Genomic DNA, 24995 nt, shown 5'->3' with positions numbered 1-24995 from the left:
AAAACTAGTTGGCCGCTTGTACGCGATCCAATACTTTGCCTTCCATTGCTTCTAAACCAGCAGGAACAGCGGGGTACCACTTAATATTGTCGATGTCGTCGCTACTAAAGCTGGCATTAAACTGAGACTTGGCCAATTCGTTTACGTAAGCGTCTGAACCTTTAGAAGCGGTGAAGTTACCCGCAGCCTCGGTGATTTTGGCCGCAACTTCTGGACGCATAACAAAGTTAATCCACTTGTAGGCAGCATCTACTGCTTTTGATTTTTTAGGAATTGCGAAGGTATCAATCCAACCTAGGGCACCAGACTTAGGTGCAACAAACTGAATGTTTTGCTGATCGCGGTTTAGCTTCCACCCGCCGGCATCCCAAGCCATCGCAGCAACTACTTCATTTGAGCGCATCAAGTTCATTAACTCGTCACCGCCAGACCAGTAGGTTTTCACTAGAGGCTTACACTCAACCAAAGTCTTTTCTACTTTGTTCAGTATTTCTTGGTACTTAACGGGATCTGCGTAGGCGGCAAATGGGTCTTCACCCAAGGCAAAGGCAAAACCAATCAAGGTTGGACGCTTTAAGCGGTAAGAGATTTTACCCTGGTACTGCTTTTGACATAGGTCGGTGTAATCGGCCACATCTTTTGCCATTTCGCCATTCACTACTAAACCACTGGTTCCCCAAACATGAGGAACGCCAAATACTTGCTCGCCTACGGCGGTATTCTTTTTAGTTGCGTCTAACATTGAGGTGATAATTTGTTGCTGTTCAATACGCGCTAAATCAATAGGCTGGTAAATGCCAAACTGTTGCTGAACACCGGTGATACGGTCTTGGCTAGGTTGGGCTAAATCAAAACCCGAGCCGCCCGTTGCGCGAAGTTTAGAGATCATGTCTTCGTTATTTGACTTAGTCACCTTTACTTCAATGCCGGTTTCCTTCTCGAACATCTCGATAACTTCCTGCGGTGCATAGCCACCCCAAGTAAGCAAACGTAAAGTTTCAGCATTGGCCTGCGCACTTACCATTGCGCCCATGCTAAGTGCTAACGCACTTAGTGATAAACGTTTATTCAACATAATCTCTTCCATGTAGTTTTACGGTTAAATGGTTTACCGACAAAAGCGGCTTATTTACAACAACTGTTTGATAAACATGCACCAATTTAATGACACTAATGTGACAAGCAAAAGCGTAGTCGCTAAATTTTTAAACAGCAAAGAACTTGAAAGAAAAAATTAACCACAGCAAATTAAGGTAAATTTAATAGCGTCCTAGACCTAACAAACAGTTTTTGTGAAAAGCCTTTTCCAGCTCGCAATCTGGCTTAAAAGCGCTAGCTAAATGGATGTTAAACCGCTCCAATACAACTATTACAAACAAAACTCTGTTTTTTGCATACTTGGTTGTAAAACAGAGCACAAATCCCCAAGGTAAGCGCCCAATAAATGGCTATACAGCGAGATAAACAATGAACTCGAGAATAAAGACAGCGCTACTTTTGATGGTGTTTATTGTTGTTGGCTGCCAGTCGGCGAAGCAATCCACCAGCAGTGATAACAATGCCAGCATTACCGCTCCAGAGCTTAGAGATGACTTTATTCGTGGAATGGATATCTCGATGCTGCCTGAGATTGAAGCCCTAGGTGGAAAGTACTACCAAAACAACCTTGAGCAAGACCTCGTTACCATACTAAAAAACACTGGGGTAAATTCTATTCGTGCCAGGTTATGGCTTAATCCTAACGCTAGTAACGGTGAACCATTTGGTGGAGGAAACAATGACCTTGCACGCTCCATTGAACTAGGTAAACGAGCCCAGCAAAACGGTATGTCATTCCTGCTGGATATCCACTACAGCGACTTTTGGGCTGACCCCAAAAAACAAACTAAGCCGCAAGGCTGGGAAACGCTTACCTTTGATAATCTAAGACAGCAAGTATACGACTATACCGCCCAAGTAATGCAAGCCCACCAAGCCGCAGGCGTAGTACCAGATATGGTGCAAATCGGCAACGAGCTAAATGGAGGCATGCTCTGGCCAGATGGAAAAAGCTGGGGACAAGATGGCAAAGAGTTTGAGCGCTTATCACAACTACTCAATGCGGGAATTCAAGCTGTACATGACAACAACAGCGACAAAGATATTAAAATCATCCTGCACCTAGCAGAAGCAGGTAACAATCAAACATTTCGTTGGTGGTTTGATGAAATAAGCGCCCAAGGTGTCGACTTCAACATAATCGGCATGTCTTACTACCCATGGTGGCATGGCCCAATAGAGCAAGTAAAAGCCAACATGGAAGATTTAATCACTCGTTATAACAAGCCGGTTTTACTTGTGGAAACAGCCTTCCCATTCACTGATGAAAATGGCGACTCACTGGCCAATAGTTATTCGGGCTCTGATCCCATAGAAGGCTATCCAGTGAGTGTAAATGGACAAGCACAATTTCTAGTAGACATAATGTCGCTAATAAATGAACTTCCAAATAACATGGGCTTAGGCATCTACTACTGGGAGCCTGCTTGGCTACCTATTCAAGGAGCAACGTGGTCTACTAACGCTGGACTGGAGTACAGCGGCGAACAATGGGGACTTGGGAACTCCTGGGAAAACCAAGCCTTATTTGATTTTGCAGGCAATGCCTTGCCCTCGTTAGAGGTATTTAAACAGCAAGAGTAAGCGGTCAAAAATCAATTAGAAGAAAAATAGTCATGAGCAATATCTCTTCAACGCTAATACAGAACAACATTTAAGCATTGATGCTTGCAAGTTCACAAATGGAGCTATATATTTATACAGTTACTGTATAAATATTCAGGTAGGGACATGCTCACTCAATTAAGCGTACAAAATTTTGCGATTGTTCGGTTTCTTGAACTCGACTTACACCAAGGGATGACCACCATCACTGGCGAAACCGGTGCCGGTAAATCTATTGCCATTGATGCCTTAGGCCTATGTTTAGGCAACCGTGCCGAAGCCTCGGTAGTTAGACAAGGGGCAGATAAAGCCGAAATTAGTGCTCAATTTGATTTAAGCAATAATCAAGGTGCCCAGCTTTGGCTGCAACAAAATGAGCTGCTAAGTGATGATGAGTGTATTCTGCGTCGAGTGGTGACCAAAGAAGGCCGCTCAAAAGCCTATATTAATGGTACTGCAGTACCTGCAGCGCAGCTAAAGAGCCTAGGCCAATACCTGGTTAGCATTCATGGCCAGCACGCTCATCAACTATTATTAAAGCCAAGTCAGCAGTTAAGCATTGTTGATCAATATGCAGCTCACCCTCAGCTTATCAAAGATGTTAAACAGGCCTATCAAGCTTGGAAAAGCTTATGTAATGAGAAAGATCTAGCAGAGCAACAGCAAAATGAGTTGGCCGCGCAACGTCAGTTACTTGAATATCAAGTTAAAGAGTTAGATGCGTTCGCCCTGCAACCGGGTGAATATCAAAGTATTGAGCAGCAGCACCAATGTTTGTCTCATAGTACCGAGCTACAGCAATCTAGCTATCAACTTACCCAGTTACTCGGTCACGACGAGCATGTAAATGTATTGGATATGCTGGGGCAAGCATGTAAAACCACCAGTCAATTGCTTGAGTTAGATCCTAAACTAGATGCAATAAATAACCTCTTACACGAAGCGCAAATTCAAGTAGAAGAAGCCACTCAACAATTGGACTCTTACAGCGAACAGTTGGATTACGACCCCGAGCTCTTTGCTGAGCTAGAAGAGCGTTTAAGTCAAGCGCTAGAGCTTGCCAGAAAACACCAAACCAACCCAGAGCAACTGCCGGACTTGCATCAAAGCTTACAGAATCAACTAGAGCAATTAAGCCAACAAACAGCCCGCTTTGAACACCTAGCTGAAGATATTGATAAAGCTTGGCAACTTTATCTCGCTAAAGCGAACAAGTTGTCTAAAAGTCGCGAGCGAGCGGCCAATAGCTTAAGCAAACAAATTACCAAAGAAATTCACAAACTAAGCATGGCCAAAGCTCAATGTGAGTTTGCTTTGCAAAGCGATGAGCAATTCACCAACGCCAACGGCATTGATCGAATTGAACTGCTGGTGCGCACCAACCCCGGCCAACCCATGCAGGCCATTGAAAAAGTCGCATCGGGTGGTGAGCTCTCGCGTATAGGTTTAGCCATTCAAGTAATATGCTCTGCCAGTATCTTAACCCCAACCCTGATTTTTGATGAAGTTGACGTGGGCATTAGCGGCCCAACGGCCGCGGTGGTTGGCGGCATGTTGCGCCAGTTAGGTAAACAATGCCAAGTATTGTGTGTTACTCACTTACCGCAAGTGGCCGGACACGGCCATCAGCAAATGCTGGTAAGTAAGCAGCAAAAGAAAAATGAGACCATCACCAACATGCATGCTTTAAATGCAGATCAACGTCTTGAAGAGTTGGCTCGCTTGCTTGCCGGTGATGCCATTACTGCCTCTGCGCTAGCAAACGCACAAGAATTATTGATACAAGATTGAATTCTTAGCATTCCACGCTTCTTTTTATGGCAAGGCTTGGTTATCATGCTTGCCTTAACAAGGAGCTTCGATTCACATGCGTTTTACTGCCAAAATTTTTGTTTTACTAGCCAGCCTTGGCCTAAGCGGCTGTTCTGCCTTCGACTGGATGGTATATAAAATTGATATTCCACAAGGCAACTACATTGACGATGCCAAAGTAGAACAGCTCCGTATTAACATGAGCAAAGAACAAGTGCGTTTTGTTCTGGGTACCCCGATGTTAATAGACGCTTTCGACAAAGAGCGTTGGTACTACTTATACAGTTACCAAAGTGGTAATGGGGATTTTGAAAAGCGTGATTTAGTTATCCAGTTCGTTAATGACCACTTAGCCTTCATCGAAGGTGACTACGAGGTCAGTGAAGACTTTATGCAACCGCTCGATGCCAGCTAAGTTTTAGCACATTAAAAAAGCCAGATTAGTCATCTGGCTTTTTCGTTTCTAGCTATCCACTTTTTTCGTTTTGGGTCTACCACCAGTCACTTTACTGGCCCGCCCTTCTGCTTTTGCCCGCTCGGCACGAATTTTTCGCAACTCTTTAGGGTCTGCGATTAATGGGCGGTAAATCTCTACTCTATCACCATCTCGTAATTCTTGAGTGAGTTTAGCAGCGCGACTAAATATCCCAACCGATGTATTTTCTGGTTCAATTTCCGGAAAGTGCTGCACAATACCAGACTGCTGAATAGCGTCTAATATGCTGCAGCCTTGGTCTACCTTAAACGCCAACAGCACTTGGTGTTCCGGTAAACCGTAAACGACTTCTACATTAATTTGATTCAACACCGTTAATATACCTGCTTCGCCCGCTCAACAAAGGCTTGCACCATGTTGCCAGCTAATTCATTAAATACTCGACCAAAGGCAGCAGCGATTAATTTGTTACTGAATTCAAAGTTTAAATCTAGCATCACCTTACAAGCTTGCTCATCTAAGGCCACAAAATGCCAAACACCAGACAAAGACTTAAACGGACCATCCACCAATGTCATTTTTATCGACTGGTCTTCGGTAAGGGTATTTTCGGTCACAAACTTATTTTTTATGCCCGCTTTGGCAACCCCAACTTCCGCCACCATGCTAGAAGTAGTTTCTTCTAATATTTCGCTATTAACGCACCCGGGTAAAAACTCAGGGTAAGCGTTTATGTCATTAACTAATTGGTACATTTGTTTGGCGCTAAACATCACCAAAGCACTACGGTTTACTTGCGGCATGAACCCACTCTTTCATCAAATCTGCACACATTTTATCATTAGCTGAGCTAATCCGCACATTATCAGTTTTAAAGCCCTGCTGCATCGGTATAATAGCCGCCATGAGCAAGAAAAAATCAAAATCAAAAGCTGGTTCCAACACCATCGCGCTGAACAAAAAAGCGCGCCATGAGTACCGCATCGAAGACAAATTTGAAGCGGGTATGGAACTACAGGGCTGGGAAGTTAAATCCATGCGAACCGGAAAAGTGAACATCGCCGAGAGCTACGTATACGTACGCGACGGCGAAGCATTTGTTTCTGGTTTAAACATCCAACCACTTATTTCAGCCTCTACTCACGTAGTGGCAGACCCAACACGTATTCGCAAACTACTGCTTAATCGCCGAGAGCTAGATAAGCTTATTGGCGCAGTTGAGCGACAAGGTTATACCATTGTTGCAACAGCTTTATACTGGAAAGGCTCTTGGGCCAAACTGGAAGTGGGCTTAGCCAAAGGTAAGAAAGACCAAGACAAACGCGAAGACGAGAAAGATCGCGAATGGCAACGCACTAAAGATCGCGTGATGAAACACAGCTTTAGATAATGCTTGGCTAATTGGGCAAATAAACAGCGTTTAAACCCTCCTGTATATCCGTATGCAGGATGCTTGTGTTAGAATGTTCGAGAAATTCCGGGGCTGAATTGGATTCGACAGGATCAGGAAGGCTTGTGGAGCATGTCGTGGGGCGGTTTGCCACGTAAAAAGCCGCAAAAAAATAGTCGCAAACGACGAAAACTACGCACTAGCAGCTTAATAACCTGCTAGAGCACTTCTACCCTAGCTTCCGCTTGTAAGACGGGGAATCATAGAAGTTCAAACCCAAACAAGATAGCGAGGGATGCTTTGACTAGAGAGCTGAACCGCGAAATAGAATTCTGGTATGTTAGTAAGTGGCGTGTTTGTTCGCAGCTTGCTAACGAGAATAAAGACAAACTAAGCATGTAGCGCCATTGGTTAGAATGGTTTTGGACGCGGGTTCGAAACCCGCCAGCTCCACCAATTCTACAAACGAAGACACCTAATGGTGTCTTTTTTTGTGCCTCTTTTTCAACAGCCAAATTAAGTAAATCTAAATATTCTGCTGCCCTTTTATTGATATTAGTTGATAAACTGCGACTAACGATGACTACGGTACAGTATCTAGCAACGTTACTGCACGCCCAACAGTGTATTTGGGTTTATAAAATGGTGGATTAAGTGTTTCTTTTAGTGAGTTTTTTGTGTCTTGCTATTATTGTTTCATTTTTGTGTTCTGTGCTAGAAGCGGTGCTGCTTAGCGTTTCTCCTAGTTATATTCAGCTGCAACAGCAGCAATACCCTAAAGTGGCCGAGCGCCTTGCTAAACTAAAAGCGAGCATTGATAAACCACTTGCGGCAATTCTTACCTTAAATACGGTGGCTCACACAGCAGGTGCTGCAGGTGTAGGTGCACAAGTGGCTGCGCTTTATGGCTCACAATATCTGGCTATCTCTTCAGCCATTATGACGGTATTGGTATTGGTGCTATCTGAAATTGTTCCTAAAACCTTAGGCGTAACCTACTGGCGCCAACTTGCGCCTTTCGCCTCTTGGTTACTACCAATAATGATTAAGCTGTTTTACCCCTTTGTTTGGTTAAGTGACCGCATTACCGCTCGCATTGGTAAACACCAAGAAGATTTCTCTAGCCTGCGTGACGAGATTAGCGCCTTGGCCGAATTAGGTCACCAGCAGGGAGTGATAGAGCAAGGTGAGTCGCAGGTACTACGTAACCTACTACAACTTGAAAAGCTGAAAGTGACTGAGGTGATGACACCTCGTTCGGTAGTGCAGCGTGTCGAACAAGACAGTAGCGTAGCCGACTTTGTAGCAGATCACCTAAGCCAACCCTTTTCTCGCTTCCCAGTTTACCAAGGTGAGCGCGATAACTTTATCTCTTATGTACATAAACAAGATGTGCTGGGCGCTGCGGCGAATAATCAAGGCGACAAACTCGTAAGTGAATACTCTCGTAAGCTGCTCATGCTGCCAGCCAGCGTAAGCGTTAGGCACGCTTACCAAAGCTTGTTACAAGCCAGGGAACTAATTGCAGCGGTGGTAAACGAGTACGGTGAAGTGCAAGGTTTACTGACTATGGAAGACATTATCGAAACCCTGTTGGGCCAAGAGATTACTGATGAGACAGATGCAATAGAAGATATGCAACGCCTGGCTCGTTTTCAGTGGTTACGCCGTTTACGCACGAAGAAACAACGATATAGCCGGTAGATATTAAGTTAGCTTGGTTTGCTCACCAACAAATAAAACGACCGCCCTTTGCACCTAATGCTCTGGGTAGTCGCTTTAGCTAGGGCCTGTTATTTTTTTAGTTGCTCTTTGGCCGCTTCAACTTTAGAGAAATCTAAACCGAGTTCCTCAACAGCCTCTTTGATTAAACTTGGATTTTGCATGACCTGCCCCATTAACAATTGTAATTGTTCTTGGGGTAAGCCCAATTGACTGATGGTTGCCATGGCAGCAAGAGGGTTTTGCGTAAGTACTTCAAAAAGCTCACTAGATTGTTGGTCGCTAATATTGTTCTCTCTTAGCATCGCAAGAATGGGGTTCATCACACTACCTTTAGACTGTAATAATTTGGGCGACAGTTTAGCGCTTAAGTCTAGGTTTTGACCAGTGCCGCGCAATAATAAGCCGCTAAAAACTAACCTAGTTAACGGCTTGTTGCTGCTGGCGAGGAATAGAAAAAGCCAGCATCTAGCTGGCTTTGTAAATACATAACTGCAGGCTAATAGGTTTTGTAAGGTAAGAACTTCCCAGACAGCACTACGTTTACCCTGTCACCTTTAGGATCGGCCTCGCGTTTGATATCCATCGAGAAATCAATCGCGCTCATAATGCCGTCACCAAACTCTTCGTGAATAAGCTCTTTAATGGTGCTGCCATATACATTTACCACTTCGTACCAACGGTAAATAAGCGGATCGGTTGGTACAGCGGTAGGCAAAGATCCTTTATAAGGAACAATTTGCAGCCAGGCAATCGCTTCATCGCTAAGCTCAAAGATATCGCCTACGGTTTCTGCTTGGCTTTTATCAAAGGTCATTTGCCCCAAACAAGCTGCGGTTGTCCATTCCTTAGAAAGGCCTATGGCACTGGCCACATCGCTCCATTTAATGCCCTTTCTTACCTTGGTTGATACTATTTGTTGAGTAACTTCTTCTCTACTTGATATCATTTTTTGGTTCCTTCCTTTGATTGTAAAACGAAAACAATTAGGTACTTAGTTAATGAGTAGGTAAACCACCATAGCAGCTAAAATTGCAGATATTCCCTGCCATACAGCTACCGGATTACGCTCCACCAAAGGGGCTCTAGCCTTATTCAAAAACGCTTTATTGGGTTGGCGTAAATCACAGAGGAATTCGGTGATTTGGTCGTAGCGCTTTAGCGGATTGATATGCAGTGCTTTCTCTAACGCGTCATCAATCCAAGCGGGAATTTCACTGTCGCTATCTATCACAGTTTGATAACGCAAACGTTTTTGCGCTGCATGGCTTTTTGCTCCAGCGACTTTGGTGCCATAAGGGTAACGGCCACTAAGCATGTAATAAGTAATTACAGCTAATGAAAACTGCTCGGCGCGGGTGCTACCGCCAATGCCTAAAAACAACTCTGGCGCAGAGTAAAGCGCGGTACCCAATAAATGCTGTTGAGTAATATCTTGAGTTTGTTCTGCAAGGCCAGCTGCCCACACCGAACCAAAATCAATAATCTTAATGGTGCCAGAGCTATCAATCATTATGTTGTCGGGCTTGAGATCTTGATGCAGCATATCCATGCGATGAAAGGCACGTAAGCCTTTAGCAATTTGCTCAACAATCTCCCTCACTTTAGCTAGCTCGGGCTTTGGATTATCGGTAATCCATTGGGCTAAGGTTTGGCCCTCTATGTATTCAAATACGGTATACAAGTAATTTCGTTGACGAGGGTTGCGGCTGGCTTTTAATACATAGGCACTGTTTATTCGGCGGGCGATCCATTCTTCAGTATAAAAACGTTCCAAGTAGTCGGGATCATCTCGTAAATCTACCGATGGCGTTTTAAGTATGACTTGCTCACCAGTTTGTTGATCTAATGCTAGAAAAACGTGGCTGCGGCTACTGGCATGAATTTGTCGAACAATGCTGTAGTCGTCAAGGCTCATACGAGCACTTAGCTCTGGAGGAAAAGGTAAGCTGTCTATTTGCTCTTTTAGTTGCTGAGAGCTTTGCTCGGCCAACTGCTCTACCCGAATAATTTGCAGGCTCAAATTGTCATCACTGCCCGCTTGGTAGGCTTGGTCAACAATTTGTTTTGCAGCGGTTTCTAACTCACCCTCACACTGAGCGATGGTGTGGTTGATAAGCTCAGCATCTATAAATTCATAAACTCCATCGGTAGCTAGCAGGAAAATATCACCAGCGGCTACGGGTAGAGTGTGATAATCAAACTCACAGTATTCATCAATGCCTAGAGCTCGACTAAGATAACTTTTGTTTTCGCCCACCCACATACGGTGGTCTTTAGTGAGTAGCTCTAAACCCTCCTGGTTTAAGCGGTATACCCGCGTATCACCAACGTGAAAGATATGCGCTTTATTGCCTTTAATCACTAAGGCACTAAGGGTACAAACATATCCTTTGTCTTTGTCGTAGTGATAGGGGCTTTGCAGCGATTGGCTGTATAGCCAAGAGTTGGTGGCACCTAATACCTTTTCGGCAGCATGTTGTACCGTCCAAGTTTCAGAAGTGCAGTAGTAGTCATCTAAAAAGCTTTTTACTGCGGTTTCGCTGGCGATTTGACTAACTTCACTGCTGCTTATGCCATCGGCCATCACAGCAGCGAAGCCTTTATGATTGAGTTGCGAGCCGCGCGGAGTATAGCTGCCATAACTGTCTTGATTAATGTCTTTACGACCTTTATCAGAACACTGGCCTATAGATACACTCAGCTGGCTCGTCATCTACAATCCTTTAGTTAAGCGTTGCTTGTAGCCGCTTTGCTTGGCGCTTCTACTGCTGCCTTAGCAACTTTACGCTTAGGCGCGGTTCTTACGTGTGTGGTGTAAAGAGTTAAACCGGTAAAGGCTAAACCACCCACTAAGTTACCCAATGCTGTTGGAATTTCGTTCCATAGGAAGTAATCCATAACTGAGAAGTCGCCGCCCATAATTAGACCAAATGGGAACAAGAACATGTTAACTACTGAGTGCTCAAAACCCATGTAGAAGAACAAGAAGATAGGCATCCACATCGCGATAACTTTACCGCTCACGTTAGTAGAAATCATTGCACCTACTACGCCCATTGATACCATCCAGTTACACAGCATGCCGCGAATGAAGATAGTAAACCAACCAGCAACGCCATGCTCGGCATAACCTACGGTACGCGCTTCACCAATGGCGGCAGCTTTAGCACCAACCGCACCCGCTTCAATGTTAAAGCCGTAAGTGAAAATAAAGGCCATCATAAAGGCAACTGTAAGTGCGCCACCAAAGTTACCTAAAAATACCAAGCCCCAGTTTCTTAGCATACCTTTAACATCTACCCCAGGTCGCTTGTCTAACAAGGCCAAAGGCACCAGTACAAACACACCGGTTAGTAGGTCAAAGCCCATCAAGTAGAGCATACAGAAACCAACGGGGAACAAGATGGCCCCAATTAGGAAGTTGCCTGTATTTACTGCCATAGTAATGGCAAAAATTGCAGCCAATGCCAAGATGGCGCCTGCCATAAAGGCTCGAATGAGTGTATCTCGTGTTGACATGAATACTTTAGATTCACCAGCGTCAACCATTTTAGTTACAAACTCCGCAGGAGCTAAATAAGACATAATATTTCCCTATATTGCTTAAGTTGTAGATAAAACCTTTGTCTGGTTCAGCACACCTTGGTCTCCCTCGGTGATTTTACCTTTACAAGCAGAACCTTAAGGTTGCTTACTTGCTTTCTGGGTCTGTCCCTGACCGACAAACAAGAAATTGCAATTGTTAAGCCAAGTGCCACAAAAAACACACAAAACCCTAACAACACAGTAACTCCAGGCTGTTTTTTAAATACGATATAGGAAAACCAAAGACAGTTACTTGAATAGATTTGCACCGCAATGTTGATAATTGCACCAATAAGAGCCAAGCAAATAGTGGTGTATTAACCCAGGTTAAAAACTCCCCAAACTTGGGCAAACCAATGACTAAATTAACCACTCGCTAACACTTTTTCATGAAACAGCATGAGCTTGTAGCACTGCGATAGACTGCGCATCAAAAGTTGTTATTTTGCTTTAGAGTAAAGCCAAACAAGTAAATGCTCGAAATATAGGAAGCACCAATGAAGCCTGAGATGCGCCACGCCATTATGGAAAAAGCCGTAAAGGCCTTACAAGCAGGCAAATACAGCCAAGCCTTATCCACCATTGGTAAAATCAATAAGTTAAAGTCTCAGCAAGATTATAAAAGCCTTGAGTTAGAAGCATTTGCGCTTTTCCAACAGCAGAAACTAGAACGCGCCATAAGTTGCTACCAAGGCTTGCTGGCACTATGTGAAAACCAGCAACAACGCAGCGCGACCTACAAAAATATGGCTAGGGCTGAAAAGCTATTGGGCTTGTTTTCATCGGCAATAGAGCACTTTGAGCAGTGCTTAACCTTAACAGGCGAAGCAGACAACGCCGACATAGCACCAGCCCTTGGAGAATGTTACTTAGAAGAAGATCGTTACCAAGACTTAAACACCTTGGCAGAAAAGATGAAAACTTGGCCAGGGCAGTTTGCACCCGCTCAAGCATTACTGATCTCCAGTGCTAAGCGGCAAAATCAAAAAACGCTTATTTTAAGTCTAATTGAAGAACTGCTAAGTCACAGTAAGTTTGTTGAAGAGTGGCAGCTAGAATTTTCCATAGACACCTTAATGTTTATTCGTGAGCACCAACAAGCCGAGCAATTGTTGCAGCAAGCTCAAATTGATTTTGTAAACAAAGCTTGGATTGGCTTTTATCAAGCGGAGTTAAAAGCGCGCAATAACCAACATGAGCAAGTTATAGAATTGCTGAGTGACGAGCTAATTGACCGCCTCGACTATATGCGCCAAAAGGCCGCATTTAAACTGCGAGCAGAAGCCTTTGATAAGCAAAAAAACTATTCGGCAGCCTTTAGCGACTTTTCTGCCATGGCCAGTTTGAACCATCAACGTACCCAAGGACAAACACGTAAAGATAAGGTGGCAGAATTTCAGAAGCTTGATTTATCGTTTATCCAGCAGCAACAAGATGAAGCTGAGTTTGAACCCAATCAGCAACAACCAGTGTTTATGATGGGCTTTAATCGTTCTGGCACTACTTTACTTGAGAACATATTAGACACTCAGCAAGAGGTTGTGGCTTTAAGTGAAACGCGCTCTATTTATAACTTAACTCAAAGCATCACCAATAAACTTAACAAGCGCTATCCACAAGACTTAGCGATGCTAAGCGCTGAAGAGTTACAGCAACTACGTGAAGAATACTTTAGCTTCGTTCAAAGCTTGAATTTGGAGAAGTCGGCGAACAGTTTAATTGTTGATAAGTTTCCACTCTACACCATAGACTTGCCATTCATTTTGCAGCTATTTCCCAAGGCCAAAATCATATTTTGCTTGCGCCACCCAATAGATACCTGTTTAAGTAACTTTCAGCAAAACTCAGCTAATAACCAAGAACAAGCTTGGCTTAACCAACTAGGTGATTGTTTTAAGCGCTACCAACAAGTATTTACCTTATTTAAGCGCTACCAAGCGGAGCTGCCCTTAAACATCCTCTTTGTACGTTATGAAGATCTGGTCGAGAACCTAGAGCAAGAGGCCAGCAAGGTGTTTGATTTCTTAGGTATCACCGCCAACAACAGCTATTTAGATTTTGACAAACATGCCCAACGCAAGGTAGTTATGTCTGCGTCAAGCAACCAAGTGGTTAGGCCTATTTATACCGAATCACGCTACAAATGGCATAACTACCAAACCTTCTTACAGCCACACATTCCAAAGGTGGCAGAGTTTATTGAGCAGTTTGCTTACCAAAGCGAGTAAACCCACTAACACTTTGGGCTTGGCATGTTTATAGTGGAGTATGCCTAAGTCCTTCCCTTCAATTAGTCCAAGGGCTTATAAACAAAGTTTGCTTTTATTATACCGTGGTCTGTTGCGCCTAATTGCTCGTAATGCTCATCATTTAAATGATCGTTAAATACCTCTAAGCCTTTGAAGGCCCAAATTCTATCGCGGCTTTTGTCATAAAACTGTTCGCTCAGTAGTATATGGTCCAATGATTCAAGCTGGTTATTGTGCACGTGGGTATAGTACACATCACGCTGGCTGCGGTACTGCTGCATGGTACCCGCCGAATACAAGGCGTTGTCGGCTCCCCCTCGCGCATCTCCGTCTAATAAAAAACGTGGCTGCTCAGTAAGAATATTTAAGGTATTGCTGGCTTGGCCATCATTCAGGTCGCCCAATACAATCACCGGCGTATCGGTGTGTTTCATTTGCTCAGTTAAAATCATTCTTAGCGCTACCGCTTCTGCGGTGCGGCGTAAAGTAGAGATGGCATAACCCAAGGCATTACGATGCGGTTTATGCTGTGCATCATCAAACCAATCTTCATGATCAATACGTGTGGGGCGCTTCGATTTAAAGTGACACACATATACGTGTACATTTTCTTCATCGGCATGGGGCTTAATCTGAAAATGCAACACTGGCCGAGAGAAGCTATTAATGTCTAAATCCAAGGCACCTGTTTGCGCATCATCTCCTTGGCTAGCCAGTTTAAAGCTAGCGGGAAACTGACTAATCCATTCAGCCGGACCTTCAAATAACTCATTCCGTACTGCCGCTGCACAGGTAATCCGACCTTGATGACCATCGGGCACCAGTAACTGATACTGAGAATCTAAGCCGGCATTTTGAAACAAATCTAATAAGGCGTCGGCATGCCACAATTCCTGAAATGCCCACAAATCGGCCCCAATGGTTTGTAGCTGATTGACTAGCCAACGCACTTTATCGTCATACTCATTTGGCAGCCAACCTTGTCGGTTACGATACATTGGCAAACTAGGTCGATTGAGGTTTAGGGTATTGGCTGTTGCTACTGAAAATTTGACTGCCATGGCTTGCTCCGCTTAATTAGTAGTCTCTCATTAAGCAAGTATGGTGCAATTTAGCCATTTTATTATTGCGGATTTATGATTTTGTTTTGCGGTAAAAGTTATAGGAAGCTCTTTGAGGTTGGACTAAAACTTATACCAACAAAACCTAGCGTTTATGAATGAGCCGCTACTTTGGCAAATGCGCCTTGATAATTTGATACAGCTCAGGTCTATGCTCGGCGATCTCTGCTGGGCTTAAGCCCTCAAGTGAATGTGGATACTTTAACCATTGCTTGGTTTCGTGCAGGTAGTAATCTGGCACTCGGTCGGTTTTATTGCGCTCTGGCTTAAAATAGGGAACCGCAACTCGAATATCGCTGGGGGTATTTAATCTGGCTAAGCGGCTTAGTTCATTAATAATCGCTTCAATCGACCGGCCAGTATCGAATACGTCATCAACAATCAGCAAACGGTCATGCTGCTGTACATGCTTCACTAAATAGTTAAGCCCAAATACCTTAACCTGCTTTGCTTGATTGTCTATTGCTGCTGCGTACGAAGAGGTGCGAATGGCAATGTTATCGCTAGCAATACCGTGATAAGCCAAAAACTCTTGAACCGCGATACCAATGGGTGCACCGCCACGCCACACAGCAATAATAAAGCTAGGTTTAAAGCCACTCGCTAATACCTTTTCGGCCAAGCGAAATGAGTCTTCTAGTAGCTCTTGTCCGGTGATGTAACGTTTGTCGCTCATAATTACCTACGATTAAAACTGACCTTTTGGTCAAAGGTGTAGTATAAAACTATCATTATAGAACTCGTAAACTCAAGGACACTTTTCATGCCAATGAGCCAGCCGACAGCCCAATTACAAAAGCACTACTTAGATGAAGATAGCTTAATTCAAGATTCTTTTCGTTTAGCCGTGCATATTTTCGAAAGTGGCTTTCGCCCTACTTTTATCGTTGGCCTGTGGCGCGGTGGCAGTGCAGTGGGGATTTACGTACAAGAGTGTTTGCAAACCTTAGGCGTTAAAACCGACCACATCTCGGTACGCACCTCCTACCAAGGGCAGGCCAATTATCATCAAATACTCCAAGAACCTGAGTCAATAAGAGTACATGGTATTCAGTACTTACTGGAAAACCTAAACGTTGACGATAGTTTGTTGATAGTGGATGACGTATTTAGCAGTGGCCACAATGTGGAAGCCGTGATTAAGCGTTTAAAATCCAAGTTAAAACTCAATATGCCGCGCCAAGTAAAAATAGCCACCTTATGGGAACGACCTAAGTTCAACCAAACATCACTAAAACCGGACTTTTGCCTACACCAAACCGATCAATGGCTAGTCTTCCCCTATGAGTTAACCGGTTTAAGCTTGGAAGAAATACAGCAACACAAGGGCTTTGTGAGTCCGTTAATTAAGCCAGAGTTAGCTGATAAACTTAGGCAGTAATTGAAAAGGTTTGTGCCAAGCACAAACCTTTTATTGTTTAATATGCTAACGCAACTTAGTTTCGGTCAAATAATTGATAATCGTTAGGAACATCAAAATTGCTGTTATGTGCTAGCTTATTCTCTACAGTTTTCACTTCGTAGATATAACGTATACGGGCATCTTTCATCCAAGCATCTACTTTTTTCTCAACCATGTCATCGGCAGCATTTTTAACAATATTCCCCAATAAATTGGTCGCAGCATCTTCTAATCCACCAGAAAAGTCGATGTTGGTATCACGCTTCTCTTTCTTTTTGTTGTCTGCGCAAGCTTGCATATTTTGAAACCATTCCAGCTTTATCGACAAAGGATAGCCTTTGATTTTTGCCAGCTCTTGCTGGAACGCATTTAAGCCTAAGTGGTCTGCCTGCTCAGTATCACCGGTGAATGCACTAATGGTTTTAAATCCTTCTCGCCCTAACAGGCGGACTAAAGGGTTATTCTCACCAACCGAGTCTAGATACTTATTGGTAGCAATTTCATGCACCCGCCAAGCTTCTTTCATTTCCGCATTAGGATCAGCTGTCCAAAAAACAAACTGAAGCAAGTTTAGATCTTTTTTGCCTTTCTCATCGGTAAACTCTGTTGACCATTTTACCTTGTATTCTTCGCTTGCTTGGCCGCCAATTTGGCGCTTATTACCAGTAGACAATACTTCAAATTCATTTTTAGTAAGCTCGACCTTACAATCAAGATCTTCATAGCTTTCATACTCTTCTGAACCTTCTTCTGACTCGTCAGCGTTAGCAAGCATCTCAGCATAACCACTTACACAGCCCGATAGAGCACATTCTTGGTAGGTTTTGTTTTTATGGTCAAGTTGCCAAAGTAGGTTTTTATCCATTCGAAAAATGCCGCTAGAATCAGTACCCGCCCATTTCATATAGAAGCTATCTGGCTTCAACTGATTATGAATAGTACGCATGTCTTCACGAGTATATACAACCTGCTCACCTTGAGAATCTGGAACATACAAGCCGTTTAATACAACTTTGGCGGTAACAACAGCAGTTTGCTCTTTAGGTGTTTCATCTACGGGAGTAGATGCACATGCAGCTAACAATAAAGCACTAGACAGCAAAGTTAACTTAGGGTTTATTGAACGATAGCGTTTCACAATGAATCCTTTCATTAAAAAGAAGCAACCTTATCAATAAAAACATCAGCTATCTATTGGTAATATTGTAAATAATTGTTTTCAAGAGAAATAACAAGAAGTCTCGTTAAAAAATCTAGCGCTAATACTGTTGATTTGCCTTTCTATAATTGCCTTGATAATCAAATATTCGGTGTTCGATTATCCAGTAGTGTTTTTGTTTTTTAGCAATAACAAAATCGGGAGCCACCAGCTTAGTGACTAGTGTTTCGGCTTGTTTGGCATCTTTTATTGATGCTGTTGGCTCGGTGACTCTACGACTAAATAAGGCATTAAATTGCTGTTTGGCTTTGGCGTAGTCAAAATTGAAGGATTCGCTGAGTTCTGCGCCATCTTCATCGTGATAGACAAGTTTAAGTTTATTCCCCTCACAGCTAGCAGAAATACCGCTACACCTTAGCACTTTGCGATCTTTTAGCTGCAGCGCATCTTTTAATTGTTTGTCTGGGTCAATTAGCTGAAAGCCACAGCTTTGGCACTGCCTAGCAGCAATGTCATTTTCGGCATTACATTGTGGGCATTGCTTGTATTTATAGCGGTAACTACATTGTTGTTGCTTCGTTTCGTCCAGTGGGTCTTCAACTAAACCTTGGCAGCGCCGCCCGTAGTGCTCAATAACGTCACCGTCTTTATCGGTGATTCCCCAAAACATATTGGCAAATTCACATTGCGGGCAATTCACTTGCACTAGGGTGCTATTAGGATTGGGTTTCGTTTCGCCAATTTCCGGTTGATATAAATCGTAATTATTGCCTGCGTAATCAACAATTAAGCAATCGGTTTTACCTTGATTTAAACGTAGGCCACGCCCAGCTATTTGCTGATATAAACTTACCGATGCAGTGCGCCTTAGTATAGCTATCAAGTCTACGTGTGGCGCGTCAAAACCCGTAGTAAGAACCGATACATTTACCAAAAATTTAAGCTGCTGTTGCTTAAATCGCTCAATTAAACTGTCTCGTTCTGCATGCGGCGTTTCAGCAGTTATCACCGCGGTTTGCTCTTCGGGCAAATAGTGCGCAACTTCTTTGGCATGATTTACAGAAGCGGCAAATACCATTGCGCCCTTGCGCTGTTCAGCAAGCTTTACCAACTGCTTGCAAATGGCTTGAGTCACTCTAGGGCAGCCAGCTAAAAACTTGTCCAGCTGCGCCTCGCTGTATTGCTGAGGGAGTTCATCAAATTGATAGCGGGCTGCGGGAGCATCAACCACTAGCGGCTTAGTTAAATAGCCCTTACTGATAAGATGGCGCATTGGCAGCTCATAAATGCACTTTTTAAACCATGCCTCGGCATTACCACGCACATAGCCATGGTAGTGCTGCTGATAAATCCAGCCTTTATCTAGCCGATAAGGCGTAGCGGTTAAACCTAATACTTTAAGTTGCGGGTTTTGCTGTTTTAGATGCTGAATAATTTGCTGATATTGGCTGTCGGTATCGTCACTCACTCGGTGGCATTCATCAATGACCAATAAAGAATAGTAGCCAGAAAACGCTGCTAAATTGCGACTAAGCGATTGCACACTGGCAAAGGTAACCGGGTATTGAGTTTGCTTTAAGCCAAGGCCTGCGGCAAATACGCCAGATTCAAAGCCATAGGCGCTAAACTTACTTTGGTTTTGCTCGACCAACTCTTTCACATGAGCCAGCACTAATATGGGGTGGCGGGCTAAACGCGCTAACTCAGCAATCACGATGCTTTTACCCGCGCCGGTTGGTAGCACTAATACCGCTGCGTCGTCACTTTTACGAAAGTGGCCAAGTACAGCATCTACCGAGGCTTGTTGGTAGTCGCGCAGTTGTAGCATAAAACAGTGAATTCCAACTAAAGAGTGAGTTTGAGGATTATGCCATGATTGCGCCTCGGGCTTCACTCTGTTTCCCCTATAGGGCGCCCCAAAATTTGCCTAACACCTTAACAAAAAAGGCGGCCTAAGCCGCCTTTAACCTTAGCTAAAACTTAAGGTAATACTTCACATGTTGGCGCATCAAAACTACCGTTGTAGCCGCCTTGTAAACCAAAAGATGTGCTTTGGCTTGGTGCTAAGCGGCCGTTGTAAACTTCGTTTACTGCGGTTAAACCTAAGCCATCGCTAGAAGCTTGGTATTTAGCATTCCAGCCATTAACCAAACTAATTGGCTGCGGGAAGCTTAAGTGAACTTTCCACTCAGTCACTTCTTCGCCGCCGGCATTGGTCACTTTAAGGTTACTTAGCACAAAGCCGGTATTCCAAACGTTGGCTTCACCAACAGTACAAGTAAGTTTAGAATCTCCGCCGCCTACTGGAGGCTGCTCACCCGCTTTTACGCTTAAGCTTAAATCCGCTTCAGCAGATAGCTCAGAACCTTGTTGGTCAGTGGCAATAACCAAAATCACTACTTGTCCTTCAGTTTCTGGCATACTCAGAGCAACGTATCCGCTACCTACTCGGCTAGTGACTAAAGCGCCATCAAGGTAAACATTTGCCCCATATGCATTGGCAAGATCTAAACGAACTTGCACTTGGCTGCCCGGTAGCACTTCACTGCCATTGCTCGGCGAGCTAATCGCTACTGCAGGTACAATAGGCGCAGCAACAGTAACCGTTACTTTCGCTTCTGCAGAGCTTTCACCTTGGTTATCGGTGGCTACATAAGTGAAGCTATCTACGCCAAAAGTTCCAGCATTAGGTAAGTAGCTAGCAATATTTCCGCTTAGGCTAACAGTGCCATTACTCGGCTCTGAGGCAATGGCATAACTCTCAATGCTACCATCAGAGTCACTAGCACTTAGTTCAACCGACACAGCGGTATCTGCAGCGGTGTTTGCACTCTTATTTTGCGCAACTGGCGCACAATTAACCCCGGTTGCTGGCCCACAAGCAGCGCTGGGCTCATTACCCCAAACTAATTCGCCGTTATCATACAATGCAATATTGTTAGCAAGCTTGTAAGAGTTGCTGAAGTTTTCCCAAGAAGGATCGTTGCTGTTGTCCCAATCCGGATCGTTGGTATTGGTAGGTAACGATAAACGGAACTGCACTTCTTTTTTAGAAGCCGATTGACCACCAGGGTAAATGTCTACGCCATTAAAACTAATTTCTGCGTAATACAAGTTATCGCCTTCACCGCCCCAAGCGTGCAAACCACTATAACCAGAACCTTGGTTATAAGCCGTTGATACTCGAACATCATCAACCGAGTAACCGGCAGCAAACACCTCGCTAAGATCAATCCAGTAACGGTAACTAAGTTTGTCGGTTACCCGAGATGGCCAAGCTGTGTGGTTGTGAACGCGCGTTGCTAGTTCAATATGGCGAGTACCTTGCGAGTTAATTTTTGCTTCAACAAACAACTCGGTATCGCGTTGCTCTTTTGCGGGGAAGCTAGCTGCTGCAATGGGGTCGCCACCGTGGTCAAGCCACAAACGCGCTAACGCTGAAGTAAAGCCAGCGTTATAATCGGTGGCCACTTCGTTTTTAACGTAGTCACCGCGATCATCAGCCCAAGAGTCATCTAAACCTGGGCCGCCCACTAATGCACCTACCAATAAATGACGGTTTTCTACTGGGTCACCAGAGTTATCATTCCAAGCACCATGCGCGGTACGGTGATGAGGTTTGGTTGGATGGTAGTCACCGTAGCCAATTTGGTAAGAGATATTTAGTGGGTTGTCACCCAAGATGTAATCCAGCTGGCTTTTAGCAAAGTCGTAATAAATCTCTGCTTTAGCGGTTTTATCGGTATTCTCTTTTAAGTAGTCAGAATAAACCAAGGCCAAGAACGATGTATTGGAGGAGTAACGCGCAGCCCCCCAAGTATCTAGGAAGGCTAAACCACCCGGCGTATAGCGAATTTTTTGACCATTGTAGCCAACCGTCCAGTAGTCTAACCAGCGCTCGGCATCAGCTTGATATTGAGCTTCTCCAGTAAGGCTAGCCATTAATACATAGGCACCGTAAGACTTATCATCCCAGGCTTGGCCCCATTTATAAGAGCGTGTATCGGTTTGTGGCTCGGTACCCAAAGAGCCATATTCGGTCTTCGCTTTGTCTAAATAGCTCGCGTCGTTAGTGGCGCGGTAAAGCCAAATAGCACCCCAAACCAATTCATCTTGATAGCCACTCCAAGAATTGTAAAAGGCTTGCGCATCGGTAATAGAATCAGAGTATTTGCCACGGTAATTATCAGCAAATGAATAAAGCTGTTTAGCGTGTTCTAACAGCATTGCCGCATAGCTTGGATCGCTATCTTTAAACACCATAGAGATTGACGCTAAGGCAGCGGCGGTTTCACCCGCTAAATCCGAGCCTGGGTTGGCGCTATCAACTTTGTAAGAAGGTCGCTCCATTTGCATCACTTCAGCAGAGCCCCACCAAGCGTGGTCAACACTGCCCTTACCCACTTGCCCATAAAGCTCGTTTGGCGCGGTGTGAGCCTTAACAAAATAGTCGGCCACAAAGCGCAGGTTATTCTTGATGTGTTGAAGCTGGTTGGTTTGCTCATAAGCTTGAGGGTAGTCAACCACACCCCATGCCAACATGGTTGCAGTGGCGGCCATAGGGAAGCCAAATTTTACGTGATCGCCTGCGTCATACCAGCCACCGGTAAGGTCGACATTGTTGTCTGCACCATCTCCGAGGGCAGAATCTCCACGCCATTCGTTACGGTTCCAACTAGGCAACACGCCCGACTGCTGGGCTTCATAAAAGTAAATCGATTTTTGTAGCGCTTCACCATAATTTGCTGCTTGAACAGACATTGCACTGGAGATGATCGCGCTTGCTAATAAGGTTTTCCTTAACATCTTTAGTTATCTCATAAAAAATTAGGTCGTAATCCTTCTTCAACTATTCTGTGTAGCGGTAAGAAGTAATGCCGTTTACCGAAAAACAAACTCTTTGCCAAATAACCATTGATGTTGTGCAAGTTCATCGCAGAGCCTTTGAAGTTTGTTTTCCTAAGATGACTAACAAATATGTTTTTCATCAGTAAACCTGCGAGAGCTTAACCTAGTTGAGCCTTGTTTTTAATTCCGGAGCTAAAAAATACCCAAGAGCTTAATCTTTGATAAATCGAACGAAAAACCTAAAATGACAAAATAATCAATTGAATATTTCGCTTAGGCAGACAATCACACCTAAAAAGAAGCAAAGCATTCGCCCAATCAATAAAAAAGCCCTCAAATTGTATTGAGGGCTTTACAGCTATAATGTCAATTAAATCAATAATTAATAATTATTGTTAACGCATACTACAGCTTGGCGCGGCAAAGCTTCCTGAATGTCCACCTTGTAAACCAAAGGATATGCTAGCTCCAGGAGCTAACTGGCCATTATAAGCTTCGTTGGTTACTTCAATAGTTTGTGCGGAGGCATCAAATACGCCGCCCCAACCGCCTACTAAGCTAACCGCCTGCGGGAAGTCCAACACGGCTTTCCATGACGAGATAGTCTCGCTGCCAGTATTGGTAACGGTGATACTGTTAATTACAAAGCCGCTAGCCCAATAATCTGCGGGCCCCACTTCACAGCTTAAATTAGCGGCAGCTGGTTCAATCACCTTCACATTGACGCTGTCAGTCGCATTGAGGTTTTGCCCCTGCTCATCTTGGGCTGTCACTGTTAAGCTGTAATCGCCAACAACACTAGGTGCAGTAAGCTCACCCGAAGTACCAGAAAACGCCATTTGTTGCCCAGCGAACTGTGTTTCAAAACCACTCGCATCTTGCAGACTTACTGCTACGCTAAAGCTACTACCAGCTTCAACACTGGTATTGTTTGCTGGAGCACTTAAGCTAATTTCGGGCTGTAAAGGCACCTCGTTAAGTGCACTTAAAACAATGCTGTCACTTACCGACAGCTCCCTACCATTACTATCTACCGCTACAATAGCAATGGTGAAGTCACCCTCTGAAACCGGTGCAGTTACGCTAGCACTACCCGATGTAGGAGCGCTTTTCACAAAGCTTCCATCTACATATATGTTGACTGATGCCGCTTTGTTCACTGCATAGCTAAGGGCAACTTGAGAACCGCTAAGCACTATACTATTGGCCGTAGGAGAGCTAATGGTGACCGAAGGTGTTAAGCCTTGGTAATAGTCATTTAAGCTTACTCCGGTAGTACTGCCCTCACCGCCTAGTGCAACTTCATGATCCAAACTAATAAATTTACCGGCATCGTTTACCCATAAAGATGGCTTAAACAAGGCGTATTTATCTTCATCCCAGGTTGTCCAATCGTGCCCAAGCAAACCACCAGTATCTCCAGAGTTTGGATTAATACACCAAAAGGTATGGTGAAGTTGGTGCTCAATAATTAAGTCTCGTATTGCCACCATCCATGCCTCGTTTGGCCCGCCATCCATAAAGCCGCCCCACTCGCCAATCAGTAGCGGTGCAATGCCTTCTTCGTGAATGAACATCCAGTTATCTTTCCACACATCTTGGTACAAGGTGTCTTTGTTAAAGCCGGGGTAAAACCACTCCTGCTCAAATACCAAAGGACCATAATCATGCGGCGAATACATAAACTGCTGTTGACGCGCGCCTAAATCGATAGGGAATTCGCGCACACCACGTAAGTTGCCGCCCCACCAGTTAAAGTGAAAGTCGTCTTTACCTTTGCTCTCCCAGTTTTTACCTTCCACTGGGTAGGCTTCAATGCCTTCACACATAACAAGAATATAGGGGTTAATATCAAGAACTCGGTTAGACACCGTTTCACAGGCGTGCTTCCAGTTATTTTCATCGGTGGAATTATCCCACTTAGCAAACTCACCGGCAGCGCTTTCCTTCGGATTACCATGTGGCTCATTCTCTAAGTCATAAGCAATAATGGTGTCATCATTTTTGTAGCGCTCGGTTACCCACTCCCAGGTAGAGTAAAAATCCTCAGAGGTGATGTCGCCCTTGTACCATAGCGGCGCAATGTGTCCCATGTTGTCGGCTTCGGCGCCGTGCACATCTAGCAAGATTTTCATGCCACTGGCTTTTGCGGCAGCAATTAGGGCATCAAATACCTCTAGCGAAGTGGCGGTGGCTAAGGCCGGATTGGCCGATGCATTAACTTGAATGGGAACAAATTGGCCATTCTTCCATTCTTTAAGCAACTCTGTCGAGATAGGAACCCGAAGTAAATTTACTCCACGCGTAGCAATATCTTGAATGGTGTCTTCTAGATTAACCGACCATAATCCATGCAAAACCCGCTCGGTAGTATTAAAACCAAACCAGTTGGCACCGGTTAACCATACGGTATTGCCTTGCATGTCTTTAATTTGGTTACCTTCTACATGCAACCAGTCGTCGCCCGGTAATGTAGATGCAATGAGGCTTGCGCTACATAAGGTAGCGGCCGCGAAACCCGCGCATTTAGCGAGTAGTGTTTTAGATGTATTCATGTTGTTCTCC

At 44.3% G+C, this 24995-nt stretch carries 20 protein-coding genes and 1 other RNA gene; 8 read left to right on the top strand and 13 right to left on the bottom strand.

Annotated features, from left to right (window positions below):
- Nucleotides 1-4: 4 nt before the first annotated feature.
- Entirely contained in the window at nt 5-1075 is a 1071-nt protein-coding gene (locus G6R11_RS06505; protein WP_163132272.1) for an extracellular solute-binding protein, read from the bottom strand.
- Nucleotides 1076-1467: 392 nt separating this feature from the next.
- Here G6R11_RS06505 and G6R11_RS06500 point away from each other — a divergent pair, with 392 nt between their 5' ends.
- From G6R11_RS06500 to G6R11_RS06490, 3 genes are all read left to right on the top strand, one after another.
- A complete protein-coding gene (locus G6R11_RS06500; protein WP_163132271.1) occupies nt 1468-2682 on the top strand; it encodes a glycosyl hydrolase 53 family protein in 1215 nt (404 codons plus the stop codon).
- Nucleotides 2683-2829: 147 nt separating this feature from the next.
- The gene (gene recN / locus G6R11_RS06495; RefSeq protein ID WP_163132270.1) at nt 2830-4494 is read left to right on the top strand and encodes a DNA repair protein RecN; all 1665 of its coding nucleotides are present in this window, start codon (nt 2830-2832) and stop codon (nt 4492-4494) included.
- Between the two features lie 76 nt (nt 4495-4570).
- Entirely contained in the window at nt 4571-4930 is a 360-nt protein-coding gene (locus G6R11_RS06490) for an outer membrane protein assembly factor BamE (RefSeq protein ID WP_163132269.1), read from the top strand.
- A gap of 48 nt (nt 4931-4978) precedes the next feature.
- On the opposite strand, the gene G6R11_RS06485 is transcribed toward G6R11_RS06490, so the two are convergent.
- Both G6R11_RS06485 and G6R11_RS06480 read right to left on the bottom strand, forming a co-directional pair.
- The gene (locus G6R11_RS06485; RefSeq protein WP_163132268.1) at nt 4979-5323 is read right to left on the bottom strand and encodes an RnfH family protein; all 345 of its coding nucleotides are present in this window, start codon (nt 5321-5323) and stop codon (nt 4979-4981) included.
- A 2-nt stretch (nt 5324-5325) separates the two neighbouring features.
- Entirely contained in the window at nt 5326-5754 is a 429-nt protein-coding gene (locus G6R11_RS06480) for an SRPBCC family protein (protein ID WP_163132267.1), read from the bottom strand.
- Between the two features lie 101 nt (nt 5755-5855).
- Between G6R11_RS06480 and smpB the strand changes: the two genes are divergently transcribed.
- The 3 genes from smpB (at nt 5856) to G6R11_RS06465 (ending at nt 8045) form a co-directional block, all read left to right on the top strand.
- The gene (gene smpB / locus G6R11_RS06475) at nt 5856-6341 is read left to right on the top strand and encodes an SsrA-binding protein SmpB (RefSeq protein ID WP_016401009.1); all 486 of its coding nucleotides are present in this window, start codon (nt 5856-5858) and stop codon (nt 6339-6341) included.
- A gap of 89 nt (nt 6342-6430) precedes the next feature.
- Nucleotides 6431-6797, top strand: a transfer-messenger RNA (tmRNA) gene (ssrA, locus tag G6R11_RS06470).
- Between the two features lie 198 nt (nt 6798-6995).
- Nucleotides 6996-8045 (top strand): CNNM domain-containing protein, encoded by a 1050-nt coding sequence (locus tag G6R11_RS06465; RefSeq protein ID WP_163132266.1) that lies wholly within the window; start codon nt 6996-6998, stop codon nt 8043-8045.
- A gap of 89 nt (nt 8046-8134) precedes the next feature.
- On the opposite strand, the gene G6R11_RS06460 is transcribed toward G6R11_RS06465, so the two are convergent.
- The 4 genes from G6R11_RS06460 to G6R11_RS06445 form a co-directional block, all read right to left on the bottom strand.
- Nucleotides 8135-8386, bottom strand: a complete 252-nt coding sequence (locus G6R11_RS06460; RefSeq protein WP_163132265.1) for a DUF2999 family protein — start codon at nt 8384-8386, stop codon at nt 8135-8137.
- Between the two features lie 176 nt (nt 8387-8562).
- Nucleotides 8563-9012 carry a cyanase gene (gene cynS / locus G6R11_RS06455; RefSeq protein WP_163132264.1) on the bottom strand — a complete coding sequence of 150 codons (450 nt, stop codon included), beginning with the start codon at nt 9010-9012 and terminating at the stop codon, nt 8563-8565.
- 45 nt (nt 9013-9057) lie between these two features.
- Nucleotides 9058-10779, bottom strand: a complete 1722-nt coding sequence (locus G6R11_RS06450; protein ID WP_163132263.1) for a bifunctional protein-serine/threonine kinase/phosphatase — start codon at nt 10777-10779, stop codon at nt 9058-9060.
- Between the two features lie 14 nt (nt 10780-10793).
- Nucleotides 10794-11651, bottom strand: a complete 858-nt coding sequence (locus G6R11_RS06445) for a formate/nitrite transporter family protein (protein ID WP_163132262.1) — start codon at nt 11649-11651, stop codon at nt 10794-10796.
- Nucleotides 11652-12148: 497 nt separating this feature from the next.
- Between G6R11_RS06445 and G6R11_RS06440 the strand changes: the two genes are divergently transcribed.
- Nucleotides 12149-13879 carry a sulfotransferase gene (locus tag G6R11_RS06440; RefSeq protein ID WP_163132261.1) on the top strand — a complete coding sequence of 577 codons (1731 nt, stop codon included), beginning with the start codon at nt 12149-12151 and terminating at the stop codon, nt 13877-13879.
- Nucleotides 13880-13941: 62 nt separating this feature from the next.
- Here the strand turns inward: G6R11_RS06440 and G6R11_RS06435 are convergent, their stop codons facing one another.
- Both G6R11_RS06435 and G6R11_RS06430 read right to left on the bottom strand, forming a co-directional pair.
- A complete protein-coding gene (locus G6R11_RS06435) occupies nt 13942-14961 on the bottom strand; it encodes an endonuclease/exonuclease/phosphatase family protein (protein WP_240352411.1) in 1020 nt (339 codons plus the stop codon).
- A 166-nt stretch (nt 14962-15127) separates the two neighbouring features.
- A complete protein-coding gene (locus G6R11_RS06430; RefSeq protein ID WP_163132260.1) occupies nt 15128-15697 on the bottom strand; it encodes a phosphoribosyltransferase in 570 nt (189 codons plus the stop codon).
- A gap of 87 nt (nt 15698-15784) precedes the next feature.
- Here G6R11_RS06430 and G6R11_RS06425 point away from each other — a divergent pair, with 87 nt between their 5' ends.
- Nucleotides 15785-16402: a phosphoribosyltransferase gene (locus tag G6R11_RS06425; protein ID WP_163132259.1), complete on the top strand. Its 618-nt coding sequence runs from the start codon at nt 15785-15787 to the stop codon at nt 16400-16402.
- A gap of 55 nt (nt 16403-16457) precedes the next feature.
- Here the strand turns inward: G6R11_RS06425 and G6R11_RS06420 are convergent, their stop codons facing one another.
- The 4 genes from G6R11_RS06420 to G6R11_RS06405 form a co-directional block, all read right to left on the bottom strand.
- On the bottom strand, nt 16458-17561 hold the full coding sequence (locus G6R11_RS06420) for a hypothetical protein (RefSeq protein ID WP_163132258.1): 1104 nt from the start codon (nt 17559-17561) through the stop codon (nt 16458-16460).
- 121 nt (nt 17562-17682) lie between these two features.
- On the bottom strand, nt 17683-19410 hold the full coding sequence (locus G6R11_RS06415) for a DEAD/DEAH box helicase (RefSeq protein ID WP_163132440.1): 1728 nt from the start codon (nt 19408-19410) through the stop codon (nt 17683-17685).
- 152 nt (nt 19411-19562) lie between these two features.
- On the bottom strand, nt 19563-22388 hold the full coding sequence (locus G6R11_RS06410; RefSeq protein WP_163132257.1) for a glycoside hydrolase family 9 protein: 2826 nt from the start codon (nt 22386-22388) through the stop codon (nt 19563-19565).
- Nucleotides 22389-22825: 437 nt separating this feature from the next.
- A complete protein-coding gene (locus tag G6R11_RS06405) occupies nt 22826-24985 on the bottom strand; it encodes a cellulase family glycosylhydrolase (RefSeq protein ID WP_163132256.1) in 2160 nt (719 codons plus the stop codon).
- Between the last annotated feature and the right edge of the window lie 10 nt (nt 24986-24995).

Origin of the sequence: Agarivorans sp. Alg241-V36, assembly GCF_900537085.1 — a bacterium.
In the GTDB taxonomy this organism is placed as follows: domain Bacteria; phylum Pseudomonadota; class Gammaproteobacteria; order Enterobacterales; family Celerinatantimonadaceae; genus Agarivorans.
This window is presented reverse-complemented; position numbering and strand designations above follow the sequence as displayed.